Raw genomic sequence first — 14,501 nt, forward strand, 5'->3', positions numbered from 1 at the left:
ACAACTACCCGCGTAGATAGTTGCCTTCCGCCACTTCCCGACGGAACCAGGAAAAGGCCATGGGCCGGTCAAGGAAATCCTTGACCGGCCCACGACCGAAGGTACGTCCTACAGGAACGAGTTGATCTCGATCGTCTCGTCCCGGCCCGGACCCACGCCGATCGCGGAGATCGGGGCGCCCGACATCTCCTCCAGCGCCTTGACGTAGTTCTGCGCGTTCTTCGGCAGGTCGGAGAAGGACTTCGCCTTGGTGATGTCCTCGGACCAGCCGGGCAGGGTCTCGTAGACCGGCTTCGCGTGGTGGAAGTCGGTCTGCGAGTACGGCAGCTCCTCGACGCGCTTGCCGTCGATCTCGTAGGCGACACAGACCGGGATCTGCTCCCAGCCGGTGAGGACGTCGAGCTTGGTGAGGAAGAAGTCCGTGAGGCCGTTCACGCGGGTCGCGTAGCGGGCGATCACCGCGTCGAACCAGCCGCAGCGCCGGTCACGACCGGTGGTGACACCCCGCTCGCCACCGATCCTGCGCAGCGCCTCGCCGTCCTCGTCGAACAGCTCGGTCGGGAACGGGCCCGAGCCGACACGGGTCGTGTACGCCTTCAGGATGCCGATGACCCGGCTGATCTTCGTCGGGCCGACACCGGCACCGGTGCAGGCACCGCCGGCCGTCGGGTTCGACGAGGTCACGAAGGGGTACGTGCCGTGGTCGATGTCGAGGAGCGTGCCCTGGCCGCCCTCGAAGAGGACGACCTTGTCGGCCTCCAGCGCCTGGTTCAGGACCAGGACCGTGTCCGAGACGTACGGCTTCAGCCGGTCCGCGTAGGACAGCAGCTCCTCGACGACCTGGCCGACCTCGATGGCCCGCCGGTTGAAGACCTTGGTCAGCAGCTGGTTCTTGCCGTCGAGCGCCGCCTCGACCTTCTGGGTGAGGATCGACTCGTCGTACAGGTCCTGGATCCGGATCCCGACACGGTTGATCTTGTCGGCATACGTCGGGCCGATGCCGCGCCCGGTCGTGCCGATCTTCCGCTTCCCGAGGAAGCGTTCCGTCACCTTGTCGACACTCACGTTGTACGAGGTGATGAGGTGGGCATTACCGCTGATCAGGAGCTTGGACGTGTCGACGCCTCGCTCGTTCAGCCCGTTCAGCTCGGAGAACAGGACCGACGGGTCGATGACGACGCCGTTGCCGATGACCGGAGTGCAATCCGGGGACAGGATTCCGGAAGGGAGCAGGTGCAGGGCATACTTCTGGTCGCCCACGACTACCGTGTGGCCGGCGTTGTTGCCGCCCTGGTAGCGCACCACATAGTCAACGGATCCGCCTAGCAGGTCCGTCGCCTTTCCCTTGCCTTCGTCACCCCACTGAGCACCGAGCAGCACAAGTGCGGGCACGCGCGTACACCCCTTCCGGGCGGGGCATGTCCAAGGTCAGGGGCGTACGCGGCACGGCCTTGTGCCTCGTACACCGGCGACCTTCTTCGGCCACCGTCGGCCGTGGTCGGCCGCGAACCCGTCGGACCCGGATGCCCCGGAATAGACGAAGCCCCTGGCGCAATAGCGCAAGGGGCTCTTGCACAAAGATGCTACCCGAGGAAGCGAGGCAGGACCGAGGTGGCGACTTCAGCGACTTCCGATCAGCTGCTGGTGGTCATCGATCCGGTCGCCCGGAGGACCGACGGCGAGTCCGTCCGCATCGCGAAAGACGTGCTCAGCGCGGGTGCGACCACCAAGGTCTGCATGCCGGAGGGGCCCGAGGAATTCGCCCGGGCGCTGGCCCGCAGGGGCTCGCGGCGGCCGGTGGTGGTCGGCGACGACCGGGCGCTGGTGCGCGCGGTGTCCCTGTTGCACCGGCAGCGGGAGCTGGCCGGATGTGCACTGTCCTTCGTGCCGGTGGGCGGTGCGCTCTCGGTCGCCCGCTCGCTCGGCGTGCCGACCGGCACGGTGGCTGCCGCGCGGACCGTCCTGGACGGGGTGGAACGCCGCCTGGACCTGCTTGTCGACGACAGCGACGGGGTGGTGCTGGGCGCGCTGCGGATCCCGCCGCTGTACGGGCCTACGGCACCGCAGGAGGTGACCTCGGTGGGCACCCGGCCCTGGCTGCGGACCTGCCAGTCCCTTGTCCGCACCCTGGTCCCGGCCCGCCCCGCCCGCGAGCCCGCGCCGCCCGCGCCCGGCCCCTCCCGGCTCCGGGTGGAGGTGGACGGGGTGACCCTGGTCGACCTGGGCCAGCCGGTGGAGGCGGTCTCGGTGACCCCGGGCGCCTCGGGCTTCGCCGAGGTCGAGGTGCGGCCGGTGTCGGTGGGCGCGGAGGCCTCTCCCCTACGGGTCAGCGGCCGCACGGTGACGGTCACCGGCACGGACTTCCGCTACCGCGCCGACGCGGGCGTGGCGGGCCCGGTACGGCGCCGTACCTGGACGGTGTGGGAGGGGGCACTGGGCCTGACGCTGCCGGGGCGGTGACAGCAGTGGCACATGGGGTGGTTGTTACCGTGCCGGTCCGTCGATCGCACCCGGGAGGACCGCGGGCCATGAGCCAGTACTTCGACATAGGTCACCAGACCCTGTGGAACCCCTCCAACGGGGCCGCCCGCCTGTTCCTGCGCCATGTCCGGCTGTACGAGGAGGAGCTGGGCGTGCCCTCCGGGTTCGGGCCCATGGAGAACGACGAGTGCAAGATCGACCCGGCCGTCTTCGAGACGTACGTCAACGCCGTCCTCGACCTCCACGACCGCACCCGGCACTCGATCATCGACGCGCTCTCCGAGGGCTTCGTCGCCACCGTGCTGGTGCTCGCCGAGCGGGCCGGCATCGAGGTACGGCGCCCCGTGGTCACCGACCGGCTCACGGGTCGGACCGACGTCCAGGTGCCGCTGCCCGACGCCCAGGACCGGATCGAACGCCTGCGCGAACGGGCGGATCTCCTGCGGCGCGGGATGCCCGTCTAGGGCCCTTCTGATGGATCTCCGTGCCGCGGAGCTCCATCAGAAGGGCCCTGGGGCTGTCCGGCTCAGGCCGGCAGCGCGTCCGACTCGTCCTTCAGTGCCACCCCGGTCGCGCCCAGCTCCCGGGCCCGCCCCATCAGCGCCGTCAGCTTCGCCGCCGCGCCCTCGTACGACAGGCCCAGTGGCGGTCTGATGTTGGACAGGCAGTTGCGGTCGGCGTCCGTCGTCACCCCCGGCACCGGGCGGCACGTCAGATACGCGCCCAGCGAGTCCGCCGCCGACATGCCGGGGCGTTCGCCGATCAGGACGACCACCATCGCCGCGCCCATGGCCGCCGCCACCTCGTCCCCCAGCGCCACCCGCGCCTGCTCGGCCAGCACCACGGGGGCGATCCGCCAGTCGGGAAGCCGGCCTGCCGTCTCCGCCACCACCGCCGCCGCGTGTTCGTGCACCGCCCGGCTGGACAGCCCGTCCGCGACGACGAACACCACGTCCCACTCCCCCACCGGAAGATGCGCCCGGTCGGTCGCGTCCAGCCGGCGTCCCAGATCGGGGCGTTGGAGATACGTCAGCCGGTCACCGGCCGCGCTGCGGACCCGTACCGTCGCCAGCCCCGGCAGCCCCGCCGCCACCGTGTCCGGCTCGAACGGCGAGTGCACCGCGTCCCGGGCGGCGGCATGCGCGGCCTGGAGTTCCAGCCGGTGCCGGGTGGGCAGCCCCGTCCCGGCCCGGCCGAGGCCGATGCGGGCCTGCGTACGGCGACGCAGGGATGTCCACAACTCGCCCTCGCTCAGCGTCGGTCGGTTCATGCCGCGAGCTCCCTTCCGGCGATCTCCGTCAGCGGGTGGGCGCCGACCTCGCGGATGCCGCCGCGCTCGTCCAGCAGTCCGGCCGACGCGAGCCACGCCTCGAACTCCGGTGCCGGGCGCAGGCCGAGGACCTCGCGCAGGTACAACGCGTCGTGGTACGAGGCGGATTGGTAGTTGAGCATGATGTCGTCGCCGCCCGGCGTGCAGATCACGAAGGACGCCCCGGCCACGCCGAGCATGGTCAGCATGGTCGCGATGTCGTCGTCATCGGCGTCCGCGTGGTTGGTGTAGCAGATGTCCAGGCCCATGGGCAGGCCGAGCAGCTTGCCGCAGAAGTGGTCCTCCAGGGCGGCGCGGAGGATCTGGCGGCCGTCGTAGAGGTACTCCGGGCCGATGAAGCCCACGACCGTGTTCACGAGCAAGGGCTGGTATCTCCGCGCCACCGCGTAGGCCCTCGCCTCCACCGTCTGCTGGTCCACCCCGTGGTGCGCGCCGGCCGACAGGGCGCTGCCCTGCCCGGTCTCGAAGTACATGACGTTCCGTCCGACCGTGCCGCGCTCCAGTTCGAGGGCCGCCTCGTACGCCTCGTCGAGCAGCCCGAGCGTGACGCCGAAGGAGGCGTTCGCGGCCTGTGTACCGGCGATCGACTGGAAGACCAGGTCGACGGGGGCGCCGCGTTCCATCAGGTCCACGCTCGTCGTGACATGGCACAGCACGCAGGACTGGGTGGGGATGCCGTACCGCTGGATGACCCCGTCGAGGAGGTCCAGCAGGTCCCGTACCGCCTTCGGGCTGTCCGTCGCCGGGTTGATGCCGATGACCGCGTCGCCGGAGCCGAGCAGCAGCCCGTCCAGCAGGGCCGCCGCGACTCCCGCCGGGTCGTCGGTGGGGTGGTTGGGCTGGAGGCGGGTGGCCAGGCGCCCCGGCAGGCCGATCGTGGAGCGGAAGGCGGTGACGACCTGGATCCTCCGCGCCACCGCCACGAGATCCGCGTTCCCCATGAGCTTCGAGACGGCCGCGGCCATCTCGGGCGTGAGCCCGGCGGCCACGGCGGCCAGAGCCGGACCGTCCGCCGCCAGCAGCCACTCCCTGAACTCCCCCACCGTCATCCCCGCCACCGGCGCGAAGGCCGCCGCGTCATGCGTGTCCAGGATCAGCCGGGTGACGTCGTCGCTCTCGTACGGGATCAGCGGCTCGGTCAGAAAGGCCGTCAGCGGCACGTCCGCCAACGCCCAGCGCGCCGCGACCCGTTGGCGCTCCGACTCGGCGGCGAGCCCGGCGAGCCGGTCACCGGAACGTTCCGGGCTCGCGGCGGCCAGCAGCCGGGCGAGGGACGCGAAGCGGTGGCGCTCGCCGCCGAGGGTGGACGTGTAGACGCTCATGGCGGCGACCGTACGAGCCGCGTGTTGCGAGCAGATTGCCGCAGATTTCCTCGGACTTCTAAAGGTCTGGTTGACAAACATTTAACGCCCCGAGACCCTTGCCCGACTCATTCCGCCGACAGAGTCCAGCCCGGTACAACAGCACGTCAGCAGGAGAGGGGCCAGCCCGATGGCAGTGGAAGAGGGAGTCGCCCCAGCGGCGAGAACAGACGAGACAGGCACGGTTCACCGGCTGAAGCCCAACGCCATCGGCCTGCTGGGCGTGGTCTTCATGGCCGTCGCGACCGCCGCGCCGATCACCGCGATGACCGGCAACGTGCCCTTCATGGTGTCCGCCGGCAACGGCATCGGCGCCCCGGCGAGCTACCTCGTCGCAATGGTCGTACTGGCAATCTTTTCCGTCGGCTTCACCTCGATGGCGAAGCACATCACCTCCACCGGCGCCTTCTACGGCTTCATCTCCTACGGCCTCGGACGCACCGTGGGCCTCGCCTCCGGACTGCTCGCCACGTTCGCCTACGTCGTCTTCGAGCCGGCCCTGATCGGCATCTTCTCGACCTTCGCGACGGAGACGCTGAAGGACCAGACGGGTACCGACGTGCCCTGGTGGGCGTTCGCGGTGCTGATGCTGGCGATCAACGCGACCGGCACCTGGTTCGGCATCTCGGTCGCCGAGAAGCTGCTGGTCGTACTCCTGGCCACCGAGGTCACGATCCTCGCCGCGATGGCGATCTCCGTCGCCTTCCACGGCGGCGGCCCGGACGGCTTCAGCATCGACCCCGTGAACCCGGTCAACGCCTTCAAGGGCACCTCGGCCGGCCTCGGACTCTTCTTCGCCTTCTGGTCGTGGGTCGGCTTCGAGTCGACGGCGATGTACGGCGAGGAGTCCCGCAACCCGAAGAAGATCATCCCCAAGGCGACGATGATCTCGGTCCTCGGCGTCGGTGTCTTCTACGTCTTCGTCTCCTGGATGGCGATCACGGGCACCGGAGAGTCGAAGGCGGTGGAGGTCGCCACGGCCAACCCCCTACAGCTCTTCTTCGGCCCCACCGAGCAGTACGTCGGCCACTGGGCGGTCGTCGTCATGCAGTGGCTGATGATCACCGGCTCGCTGGCCTGCGGCATGGCCTTCCACAACTGCGCCGCCCGCTACATGTACGCGCTCGGCCGCGAGGGCGTCCTGCCGTCCCTGAAGAACACCGTCGGCCGCACCCATGACCGGCACGGCTCCCCGCACATCGCGGGCCTGGTCCAGACGATCGTGACCGCCCTGCTCCTGCTGGCGTTCGCCGCGGCGGGCAAGGACCCGTACGCCGGTACGTACGTCCTGCTCGCGATCCTCGGCACCATGGCGATCCTGGTCGTGCAGGCGGTCTGCTCCTTCGCGGTGCTGGCCTACTTCCGGCGCCACCACCCCGAGAGCCGGCACTGGTTCCGCACCTTCACCGCCCCGCTGGTCGGCGGTGTGGCGATGCTCGCGGTGGTGGCGCTGCTGGTCTCCAACATGGGCGCGGCGGCCGGCACGGAGTCCGGCTCACTGGTGCTGAAGGCGACACCGTGGCTGGTGGCGTTGGTGGCGGCGACGGGGATCGGGTACGCGCAGTATCTGAAGCGCCGGGACCCGGCTAGGTATCAGCTTCTCGGCCGGACGGTCCTGGAGGAGACCAGGGAAAGGTGACCAGGCGAAGGTGACCAGGAAAAGGTGACCGCCTACGGGTCGCCGAAGAGCCGGGCTACGGGGCGCCGAAGAGCCGGGCGCGGTGGGTCTGCCACCGTTCCATCATCTCGGCCACGTCCTTCTCGATGAACTCGAAGAACGCGAGGGTCTCGGCCAGTCTGTGGCCCGCCGGAGTCTCGGCGCCCAGGCTGGCCACGCCTTCGCGCAGGGCGTCCTCCCAGCGCCTGATGATCGCCTCGCGGTTGGTGAGCGCCTGGTACCACTGGTCGGAGTGGACCCGGTACCGCTCCCGCCGCGAGCCGGGCTCCCGCTCGCGCGACAGCATGTGCACCTGCGACAGATAGCGCACCGCCCCGGACACGGCCGCCGGACTGATCCGGAGCTGCTCGCTCAGCTGGGCCGAGGTGAGGGCCCCGCTGTCGGAGGAGAGCAGCGCGGAGAACACCCGGGCCGGCATCCGCGGCAGCCCCGCCTCGACGAGCTGCGCCGCGAAGCGCTCCACGAACCGGGAGACCGCCTCCGGGTCCCGCCCCACCGCGTCCATCATGGTCACCACCCTAACCGGGGGTTTATACGCTTCCTTAACTTCACAAATTTCTGAAAGAAGCGTACGTTCAAAAACATGGCGAAGGCAATCAGCGTCTCGGGGCTCCACAAGGCGTTCGGCAGGACGCACGCACTCGACGGACTCGACCTGGATGTCGAGGTCGGCGAGGTGCACGGCTTCCTCGGCCCGAACGGCGCCGGCAAGTCCACCACCATCCGCGTCCTGCTCGGCCTCCTGCGCGCCGACTCCGGCGCCGCCCAGGTCCTGGGCCGCGACCCCTGGGCGGACGCGGTCGAGGTGCACCGCCGGATCGCCTACGTCCCCGGCGACGTGACGCTGTGGCGCAACCTGTCCGGCGGCGAGGTCATCGACCTGATGGGCCGCCTCCGCGGCGGCCTCGACACCGAGCGGCGCGCCGACCTGATCGACCGCTTCGAACTCGACCCCACGAAGAAGGGCCGCACCTACTCCAAGGGCAACCGGCAGAAGGTCGCCCTCGTCGCCGCGTTCGCCTCGGACGTCGACCTGCTGATCCTGGACGAACCGACCTCGGGCCTGGACCCCCTGATGGAGGAGGTCTTCCAGCGCTGCGTCGAGGAGGAGCGCGACCGCGGCCGTACGGTCCTCCTGTCCTCCCACATCCTCAGCGAGGTCGAGGAGTTGTGCGACCGCGTCAGCATCATCCGCAACGGCCGTACGGTCGAGACGGGTTCGCTCGCCGACCTGCGCCACCTGACCCGCACCAGCGTCGCGGCCGAACTGGCCGGCGCCCCCAACGGGTTGGCGTCGCTCCCTGGCGTCCATGACCTCGACATCCAGGGCAACCGGGTCCGCCTCCAGGTCGACACGGACAAACTCGACGCCGTGCTGCGGCAGTTGAGCGCGTCCGGGGTGCGCTCGCTGACCTCCACACCGCCCACGCTGGAGGAGCTGTTCCTGCGCCACTACCAGGAGGCCGCCTCGTGATGACCTCGCTGGCGGGCACGGGCGTACTCCTCCGCTTCTCTCTGCGCCGCGACCGGCTGCTGATCCCCGTCTGGGTCGCGGTGAACGCGCTGATGGTCCTCTCCATGCCGAGCAGCATCAAGTCGCTGTACGGCACGGCCGCCGAACGCGCCGACCTGGTCCACCAGGTGGAGACCAACGCGTCCTTCCGTGCCCTGATCGGCCCGGTCTTCGACACCTCGACCGGCGCGCTGGCGGCCTGGCGCGTGGGGGTCTACGCGGGACTGCTGGCAGCCGTCATGAGCCTCCTGGTCGTCGTACGGCACACCCGGGACGAGGAGGAGAGCGGGCGCCAGGAGCTGGTGGCGTCCGGGACGGTGGGCCGCCGGGCGGCACTGACGGCGGCGCTGCTGGCGGCGGGCGTCGCGAACGCGGTCCTCGCGCTGCTGGTGACGGCGGGCCTGGCCGGCCAGGGGGCCGTGGGCGCCCTGGCACTCGGCCTCGGGGTGGCCGCGGTCGGCATGCTCTTCGCCACGATGGCGGCGATCGTCGCCCAGCTCACCGAGAGCGCACGGCTGGCACGGGGCCTGACGTCGGGGGTGCTCGGCGTGGCATTCGTGCTGCGTGCGGCGGGCGACTCGGCGTCGGACGACGGCAGTTCGGTCCTGACCTGGCTCTCCCCGCTGGGCTGGCTGGAGAACCTGCGCCCGTACGCCGATGAACGCTGGTGGGTGCTGGGCCTGTTCGCGGCGGCCGTGCTGCTCCAGGCGGGGCTGGCCTACGAGTTGGCGGGCCGCAGGGACGTCGGCATGAGCTTCTTCCCGACCCGCCCGGGCCCGGCGACAGGACGGCTCGGCACGGCGGCGGCACTGGCCTGGCGGTTGCAGCGGGGCAGCGTCTACGGCTGGAGCGTCGCCTTCTTCGTCGTAGGCGTGATCTACGGCGGTCTGACGGACGGCGTGGCGGACCTGGTCGGCGACAACGAGAACGCGCGCGAGATCTTCGAGCGCATGGGCGGCCAGAACGGCCTGGAGGACGCGTTCCTGGCGTCGATGGTCGGGATGATGGGCCTGATCGCGGCGCTGTACGTCGTACAGAGTGTGCTGCGCCTGCACGGCGAGGAGACGTCGGGGCGCGCGGAGCCGGTGCTGGCGAACGCGGTCGGACGTTTGCGCTGGGCCGCCGGCCACCTGGCGATCGCCTTCGGCGGCGCGGTCCTGCTGATGCTGCTCACCGGTCTCGGCTTCGCCGTGGGCTACGGCAAGGAGGTCGGGCCCATCCTCGGGGCGTGCCTGGTGCAGGTGGCCGCGGTGTGGGTGATCGGCGGACTGGCGGTCGCGCTGTACGGGCTGCTGCCGCGGGCGGCGATGGCGGCATGGGGTGTCGCCGGGGCCGTACTGCTCATCGGCTGGGTGGGCCCGGCCCTGGACGCGCCACAGGCGGTGCTCGACCTGTCCCCGTTCGGACATCTGCCGAAGTTGCCGGGCGGGGAGATGAGTTGGGGTCCGGTGCTGGTCCTGCTCGGGCTGGCGGTGGTGTGGGTGGCCGGGGGGCTGGCGGGGTTGCGGCGGCGGGACATGGCGAGCTGACCGGGGGCGCGGGGAACCTCTTCGCCGCCCGCTCGCGTCCGTCCTGAGCATGGGACAACGTGCGCAGGCCGCGGCCGGTTGCCTGACCGCGGCCGTCGGCGCCGGTGTGGGACTGGCGGTGTGGGCCGTCGACGTCCGCTCCCGGCTCTGGCGGTTCGAGCAGAGCCCGGACTGGAGTGTGCTCTATGCCGAGTTGCCGCTCGCGGTCCTCGGCGGAACCGCCGCCGCGCTTGTGGTCTGGGCTCTGGCCCGGCGGATCGGACGGTGACGGAGATTCCCCGCACGCTGCGACCATCCGGTGGCCGAGCGAGTCTTCCCCCTTGCTGCTCGTCGCGGACCGGGGAGCCGCGTCGCAGGGAGGGATGCCAGATGGCACGCCCGAGGGCAGAACGCGGTACTCCGGAGGGCGAGAGACAGCGGCGGACCCGCCGGGCCATGCTGTCCGGCGGTTTCACGGCCGTCTGCCTCGGGGGTGGGATCGTCGCCACTCAGGACTTCGGCTCCGCCCCTTGGTGGCTCGTCGTGCCGCTGACCGCCCTGTCCGGCGCCTTCGCCGGCTGGGCGGGGGCGCCGACGGGTCGTGAGACGGGTCAGCCCAACTCCACCCGGAGCCCCTCCAGCCCCCTGATGACGAAGTTCGGCTTCCGCCCGGGCTCGGTGGCCAGGGTGAGCGTGGGGGCCTTTCGCAGCAGGGCCGTCATGGAGGCGGCCAGCTCGATACGGGCCAGGGGGGCGCCGATGCAGTAGTGGATGCCGGCGCTGAAGGAGATGTGGGGGTTGTCGGCGCGGGTGAGGTCGAGGCGCTCGGGGTGGGGGAAGACGGCCGGGTCATGGTTGGCGGAGCCGAAGAGCATCGCGATCTCCGCGCCCCTCGGGATGGTGGTGCCGTCGATCTCGATGTCGTCCAGGACCCAGCGTTCGAAGAGCTGGAGCGGGGTGTCGTAGCGCATCAGTTCTTCGACGGCCGTGGGGACGAGGGAGTGATCGGCGCGGAGCCTTTCCAACTCCCCCGGGTTGCGGAACAGCGCGTACCAGCCGTTGACGGTGGCGTTGACCGTCGCCTCATGCCCGGCGTTGAGCAGCAGCACGCAGGTCGAGATCATCTCCTGCTCGGTGAGCCGGTCCCCCTCGTCGTGGGCGGCGATGAGACCGGAGATGAGGTCGTCGCCGGGTCGCGTGCGGCGCTCGGCGATGAGTTCGCGCAGGTAGTCGGAGAACTCGACGGAGGCCTGTACGGCTTTCCGCGCCACGTCCTCCGGTGGGTTCAGCTCGTACATCCCGCAGATGTCGGCTGACCAGGGCCGCAGCGGCGCCCGGTCGGCCTCCGGGATGCCCAGCATCTCCGCGATGACGGCGACGGGCAGCGGCTCGGCGACATCGCTGAGCAGATCGCCTCCGCCCTTCTCCACGAGCTGCTCCACCAGCTCCCCGGCGAGCTGATCGACATACGGCTTGAGCCGCTCGACGGTACGCGGAGTGAACGCCTTCGACACCAGGCGGCGGATCCGGGTGTGGTCCGGCGGCTCCAGATCCAGCATCCCGTGGTCGTTGAGCGTGTGGAACGGCTCGTGCTCGGCGGGAGGCGGGGTGCGGTGGAAGTCCTCGTGCGAGAACCGGTGCTGATACGTCCGCCCCAGCCGCCGCTCCCGCAGCAGCGCCGACACATCGGCGTGGTGCGGGACGAGCCACTGGTCGGTGGGCTCGTAGTAGTGCACGCGGCCCTTGGCACGCAGGTCGGCGTAGGAGGGATAGGGGTCGGCGAGAAAGTCCGGGTCCCACGGGTCGAAGGCTGCCATGACCGGACGCTAGCCCGACCCTCCCCCTCCTGACCAGGGGTGTCAGACCCAGACCGGGACGTGTTCCGCGGAGTAGCGGGCACCGAAACCGCCGTGGGGGAGGATCTCGGCGATCGCTTCGAGGTCGGCGTCGGTCAGGGTGAGGTCCGCGGCGCCCGCGTTCTCCTCGATGCGCCGCACGCTGCGGGTACCGGGGATGGGCACGATGTGCTCGCCGCGGGTGAGGAGCCAGGCCAGGGCCAGCTGGGAGACGGTGGCGCCCTTGGCCGCGGCGAGAGCGGCGAGGCGCTCGACGGCCTCCACGTTCTTCTCGAAGTTGCCGGGCTGCCAGCGCGGGTCGCCCCGGCGCATGTCGCTCGCGTCGTACTCACCGGCGGGCTTGGCCGTCCCGGTGATGAAGCCGCGGCCGAGCGGGGAGTAGGCGACGAAACCGATGCCGAGTTCATCGAGGACCGGGAAGAGCCGCTCGACGTCCCGCTCGAAGAGGCTGTACTCGGTCTGGAGCACCGACACCGGCTGTACGGCGTGGGCGCGGCGGATGGTCTGCGGCCCCGCCTCGCTGAGCCCGAAGTACTTCACCTTGCCCGCGTCGATCAGCTCCTTGACCGTCCCGGCGACCTCCTCGATCGGTACGTCCGGGTCGACGCGGTGCTGGTAGAAGACGTCGATCTGGTCGACGCCCAGGTAGCGCAGGCTGTTGTCGGCGACCTTGCGGATGTTGTCGGGGCGGCTGTTCAGGCCGAAGCCCTTCGACAGGTCGGACAGGTCGAAGCCGAACTTCGTGGCCAGCACGACCTCGTCCCGGAAGCCCTTGACCGCCTTGCCGACCAGGGTCTCGTTGGAGCCCGTGCCCCAGCCGTAGAGCTCGGCGGTGTCGATGAAGGTGACGCCCAGCTCGTGGGCGCGCTGGATGGCCGCGACACCTTCCTTCTCGTCGCCGGGCCCGTAGGCCATGGTCAGGCCCATCGAGCCGTAACCGAGCGCCGAGACGGTGAGGCCCTGGCTGCCGAGTGTCCGCTGCTGCATGGCGTACTCCTGCCCATCAAGTAAAACCAAAACGTTTGCTTTGACCGAGTGTATGCCCGGAGGGCGCCCCTAGCCAAACAGAACGTTTTGGCTGGGTAACCTCAGAACATGACCTCTTCGTCGACCGCGGACTCGACCCGCGACCGCATCGTCACCGCGGCGCGGGCCGAGTTCGCCCGGTACGGGATCGCCGGCGCCCGCATCACCCGTATCGCCAAGGCCGCGAAGACCAGCACGGAACGGCTCTACGCGTACTTCCGCAGCAAGGAAGAGCTCTACGCCTTCATCGCCCAACGGGAGATGGCCGCGGTCTCCGAGGCGACCCGCCTGGACCCGACCAACCTGCCCGAGTACGCCGGCCGCGTGCACGACTACTTCATCCGGCACCCCGACCGCTACCGGCTCATGAGCTGGGGCCGGCTGGAACTGGCCGGCGCCACCGCCGACCCCGTGACCAGGGAGACCATCCGCCGCAAGACCGAGCAGCTCCGCAAGGCACAGGAGGCGGGCCGGCTGGACCCCTCCTGGGAGCCCATCGACATCCTCGTCTTCCTCAACCAGATCGCCATGGCCTGGGCGGGCCAGCTCGACCTGGTGGACGCGGTGGCGGACCAGATCCACGACCCGTCCCTGACGGCCCGCAGGGCGGCGGTGGTGAGGGCGGTGGAACGCCTGTTCCCGGCGACGGGGGCATAGCCGGCCAGGCCGCTGTGTGGGTCACGGCTGGCCGAAGTCCGGCAGCGTGACCGTGCCGTCCTCGGCGAGGGGGAAGCCGGGGTTGTGGGCGATCTCCCAGGCGTGGCCGTCGGGATCGGTGAAAGCGGAGGAGTAGAAGCCGATCTCATTGAGGGCGGCGGGCTTGGTGACGGTGCCTCCGGCCCGCGCCGCCGCGGCGAGCAGCGCGTCGACCTCGGCCGCGGACCGCACGTTGTGCGCGAGGACGATGCCGCCGAAGGCGGGGGGTTCCTTGCCGGCCTCCAGACCGCAGTCCGCGGCGAGCTTCTCCCGGCCCCAGAGGACCAGTCCGAGACCGCCGGCCTGGAAGAAGACGGTCTCCTGGACCTCCTGGCCCCGCCAGCCGAGGACTTCGTAGAAGGCTTTGCTGCGGGCCAGGTCGGAGACGCCGAGGGTGATCAGGGTGACTCGCTGTTCCATGGGGCGGCTTCTTCCGCTGGTCCGAGTCGGAGCAGATCAGCGGACCACGTCGAAGACGTTCTTCTGCAGGCCGTTGGCGTACGCCTCGTGCTCGACCAGCTTCAGCTGCTGCTTGTCCTTGTCCGTGGTGGAGAAGAGGCGCTTTCCGGCGCCGAGGAGGACCGGGAAGACCAGGAGGTGGTAGCGGTCGATGAGGTCGGCGTCAGCGAGGGCCCGGTTCAGGGTGGCGCTGCCGTGGATGATGATCGGGCCGCCCTCCGTCTTCTTCAGCTCGGCGACCTCGTCGAGGGAGCGCAGGATCGTCGTGTCGCCCCAGTTCGAGACCAGGTCGCCCTCGGTGAGGGTCGTCGAGACCACGTACTTCGGCATCACCTTGTAGTCCGCGAACTCCTCCATGCCGGGCCACACCGGGCTGAACGCCTCGTAGCTGGTCCGGCCCAGCATCATCGCGCTCGCCTCCTTCTGCTCACGGCCCTTGATCTCGAACGCCTCGGGGAGGAACTCGATGTCCTTGAAGGTCCAGCCGGCGTTCCGGTAACCCGGCTCGCCGCCCGGGGCCTCCACGACGCCGTCGAGCGAGATGAACGCGGTGCTGATGAGGGTGCGCATGGTGGTTCCTCCGTGTCTCGTAT

Annotated in this window: 15 protein-coding genes; 7 read left to right on the plus strand and 8 right to left on the minus strand. The window is 70.3% G+C overall.

All coding sequences use genetic code 11. The features are described from left to right. Positions 1-108: 108 nt before the first annotated feature. The gene (locus OG866_RS20305) at positions 109-1,392 is read right to left on the minus strand and encodes an adenylosuccinate synthase (RefSeq protein ID WP_329336620.1); all 1,284 of its coding nucleotides are present in this window, start codon (positions 1,390-1,392) and stop codon (positions 109-111) included. Between the two features lie 219 nt (positions 1,393-1,611). Between OG866_RS20305 and OG866_RS20310 the strand changes: the two genes are divergently transcribed. Both OG866_RS20310 and OG866_RS20315 read left to right on the plus strand, forming a co-directional pair. Continuing rightward, on the plus strand, positions 1,612-2,460 hold the full coding sequence (locus OG866_RS20310) for a diacylglycerol kinase (RefSeq protein ID WP_329336622.1): 849 nt from the start codon (positions 1,612-1,614) through the stop codon (positions 2,458-2,460). 68 nt (positions 2,461-2,528) lie between these two features. Next, positions 2,529-2,945: a DUF6086 family protein gene (locus tag OG866_RS20315; RefSeq protein ID WP_329336624.1), complete on the plus strand. Its 417-nt coding sequence runs from the start codon at positions 2,529-2,531 to the stop codon at positions 2,943-2,945. Positions 2,946-3,007: 62 nt separating this feature from the next. On the opposite strand, the gene eutC is transcribed toward OG866_RS20315, so the two are convergent. Next, on the minus strand, positions 3,008-3,751 hold the full coding sequence (eutC, locus tag OG866_RS20320; protein ID WP_329336626.1) for an ethanolamine ammonia-lyase subunit EutC: 744 nt from the start codon (positions 3,749-3,751) through the stop codon (positions 3,008-3,010). After that, the gene (locus OG866_RS20325; protein WP_329336627.1) at positions 3,748-5,133 is read right to left on the minus strand and encodes an ethanolamine ammonia-lyase subunit EutB; all 1,386 of its coding nucleotides are present in this window, start codon (positions 5,131-5,133) and stop codon (positions 3,748-3,750) included. Before OG866_RS20325 ends, eutC begins: the two co-directional genes overlap by 4 nt. Before the next feature lie 169 nt (positions 5,134-5,302). Between OG866_RS20325 and OG866_RS20330 the strand changes: the two genes are divergently transcribed. Further along, a complete protein-coding gene (locus tag OG866_RS20330; RefSeq protein ID WP_329336628.1) occupies positions 5,303-6,811 on the plus strand; it encodes an APC family permease in 1,509 nt (502 codons plus the stop codon). 55 nt (positions 6,812-6,866) lie between these two features. Here the strand turns inward: OG866_RS20330 and OG866_RS20335 are convergent, their stop codons facing one another. Continuing rightward, on the minus strand, positions 6,867-7,358 hold the full coding sequence (locus OG866_RS20335) for a GbsR/MarR family transcriptional regulator (protein ID WP_329336630.1): 492 nt from the start codon (positions 7,356-7,358) through the stop codon (positions 6,867-6,869). A 75-nt stretch (positions 7,359-7,433) separates the two neighbouring features. Here OG866_RS20335 and OG866_RS20340 point away from each other — a divergent pair, with 75 nt between their 5' ends. Genes OG866_RS20340 through OG866_RS20350 form a run of 3 tightly spaced genes read left to right on the plus strand, consistent with a single transcriptional unit; the run spans position 7,434 to position 10,160 of the window. Then, positions 7,434-8,324: an ABC transporter ATP-binding protein gene (locus OG866_RS20340; protein WP_329336632.1), complete on the plus strand. Its 891-nt coding sequence runs from the start codon at positions 7,434-7,436 to the stop codon at positions 8,322-8,324. Beyond that, the gene (locus OG866_RS20345) at positions 8,324-9,892 is read left to right on the plus strand and encodes an ABC transporter permease (RefSeq protein WP_329336633.1); all 1,569 of its coding nucleotides are present in this window, start codon (positions 8,324-8,326) and stop codon (positions 9,890-9,892) included. The genes OG866_RS20340 and OG866_RS20345 overlap by 1 nt, the downstream gene beginning before the upstream one ends. Positions 9,893-9,941: 49 nt before the next feature. Next, positions 9,942-10,160, plus strand: coding sequence for a hypothetical protein (locus OG866_RS20350; RefSeq protein WP_329336634.1), 219 nt, complete (start codon positions 9,942-9,944; stop codon positions 10,158-10,160). Positions 10,161-10,482: 322 nt separating this feature from the next. On the opposite strand, the gene OG866_RS20355 is transcribed toward OG866_RS20350, so the two are convergent. Further along, positions 10,483-11,688, minus strand: coding sequence for a cytochrome P450 (locus OG866_RS20355; protein ID WP_329336635.1), 1,206 nt, complete (start codon positions 11,686-11,688; stop codon positions 10,483-10,485). Positions 11,689-11,730: 42 nt separating this feature from the next. Further along, complete coding sequence (locus tag OG866_RS20360) at positions 11,731-12,714, minus strand: aldo/keto reductase (RefSeq protein WP_329336637.1); 984 nt, start codon at positions 12,712-12,714, stop codon at positions 11,731-11,733. Positions 12,715-12,822: 108 nt separating this feature from the next. Here OG866_RS20360 and OG866_RS20365 point away from each other — a divergent pair, with 108 nt between their 5' ends. Then, positions 12,823-13,410 (plus strand): TetR family transcriptional regulator, encoded by a 588-nt coding sequence (locus OG866_RS20365; RefSeq protein WP_329336638.1) that lies wholly within the window; start codon positions 12,823-12,825, stop codon positions 13,408-13,410. A gap of 21 nt (positions 13,411-13,431) precedes the next feature. On the opposite strand, the gene OG866_RS20370 is transcribed toward OG866_RS20365, so the two are convergent. Both OG866_RS20370 and OG866_RS20375 read right to left on the minus strand, forming a co-directional pair. Further along, entirely contained in the window at positions 13,432-13,869 is a 438-nt protein-coding gene (locus OG866_RS20370; protein WP_329336639.1) for a VOC family protein, read from the minus strand. Positions 13,870-13,905: 36 nt separating this feature from the next. Next, the gene (locus tag OG866_RS20375) at positions 13,906-14,478 is read right to left on the minus strand and encodes a dihydrofolate reductase family protein (protein ID WP_329336640.1); all 573 of its coding nucleotides are present in this window, start codon (positions 14,476-14,478) and stop codon (positions 13,906-13,908) included. Between the last annotated feature and the right edge of the window lie 23 nt (positions 14,479-14,501).

Source organism: Streptomyces sp. NBC_00663 (genome assembly GCF_036226885.1).
Classification (GTDB): Bacteria; Actinomycetota; Actinomycetes; order Streptomycetales; family Streptomycetaceae; genus Streptomyces.

Bases quoted from the DNA above. Each gene is read 5' to 3' on its own strand.
- OG866_RS20340 (WP_329336632.1), top strand. From the start codon at position 7,434: ATGGCGAAGGCAATCAGCGTCTCGGGGCTCCACAAGGCGTTCGGCAGG.
- OG866_RS20325 (WP_329336627.1), bottom strand. From the start codon at position 5,133: ATGAGCGTCTACACGTCCACCCTCGGCGGCGAGCGCCACCGCTTCGCG.
- OG866_RS20360 (WP_329336637.1), bottom strand. From the start codon at position 12,714: ATGCAGCAGCGGACACTCGGCAGCCAGGGCCTCACCGTCTCGGCGCTC.
- OG866_RS20335 (WP_329336630.1), bottom strand. From the start codon at position 7,358: ATGATGGACGCGGTGGGGCGGGACCCGGAGGCGGTCTCCCGGTTCGTG.
- eutC (WP_329336626.1), bottom strand. From the start codon at position 3,751: ATGAACCGACCGACGCTGAGCGAGGGCGAGTTGTGGACATCCCTGCGT.
- OG866_RS20345 (WP_329336633.1), top strand. From the start codon at position 8,324: ATGACCTCGCTGGCGGGCACGGGCGTACTCCTCCGCTTCTCTCTGCGC.
- OG866_RS20355 (WP_329336635.1), bottom strand. From the start codon at position 11,688: ATGGCAGCCTTCGACCCGTGGGACCCGGACTTTCTCGCCGACCCCTAT.
- OG866_RS20315 (WP_329336624.1), top strand. From the start codon at position 2,529: ATGAGCCAGTACTTCGACATAGGTCACCAGACCCTGTGGAACCCCTCC.
- OG866_RS20350 (WP_329336634.1), top strand. From the start codon at position 9,942: ATGGGACAACGTGCGCAGGCCGCGGCCGGTTGCCTGACCGCGGCCGTC.
- OG866_RS20365 (WP_329336638.1), top strand. From the start codon at position 12,823: ATGACCTCTTCGTCGACCGCGGACTCGACCCGCGACCGCATCGTCACC.
- OG866_RS20370 (WP_329336639.1), bottom strand. From the start codon at position 13,869: ATGGAACAGCGAGTCACCCTGATCACCCTCGGCGTCTCCGACCTGGCC.
- OG866_RS20330 (WP_329336628.1), top strand. From the start codon at position 5,303: ATGGCAGTGGAAGAGGGAGTCGCCCCAGCGGCGAGAACAGACGAGACA.
- OG866_RS20375 (WP_329336640.1), bottom strand. From the start codon at position 14,478: ATGCGCACCCTCATCAGCACCGCGTTCATCTCGCTCGACGGCGTCGTG.